1 protein-coding gene is annotated in these 439 nt (G+C 67.0%); it reads right to left on the bottom strand.

What is annotated here, in order from left to right; genetic code table 11:
- The coding region (locus B3E43_RS03815; protein WP_292026770.1) for a peptide-methionine (S)-S-oxide reductase at nt 1–264 on the bottom strand (264 nt) is incomplete at its 3' end.
- Between the last annotated feature and the right edge of the window lie 175 nt (nt 265–439).

Below are 439 nucleotides of genomic sequence, written 5' to 3'. Positions count from 1 at the left end.
GCAGGTCTCCTCATAGGTCGGGTTCGGGGTGATACCGCCCGAATAGCCGACAGAGGTCACCCAGACGCCCGGCAACTGCCAGAAGATCCGCTCCACGCCCCAGAAACAACCCATGCCGAGGATGGCGGTCTCGAACCCCTCGGGATGCGGCCCTTTCAGCGGGCGGCCGCTGACATAGTGGACCTCGTCGGTGTGCAGGGGGGTCGTGCGGCCCGGCAGGGCATCGGCGGCGGTGGGCATTTCGTGGGATTTCTGGAACGTCATGGCGCGAACTCCGGTCGAACAGTCATTCCTGCATATGGGGCCTCACGCGCCGCTTGCCGAGGGGGTCCGGGTGTTCTATCAGCCTCGCCTCGCGCCGGATCGACCTCCGGCGCGCTGCGAACGGCCTTCGGGCGATGTCGTGGAAACGGACAGGTGGCGGAGTGGTCGATCGCGC

Origin of the sequence: Brevundimonas sp. UBA2416 (assembly GCF_002343105.1) — a bacterium.
Taxonomy (GTDB): domain Bacteria; phylum Pseudomonadota; class Alphaproteobacteria; order Caulobacterales; family Caulobacteraceae; genus Brevundimonas.
This window is presented reverse-complemented; position numbering and strand designations above follow the sequence as displayed.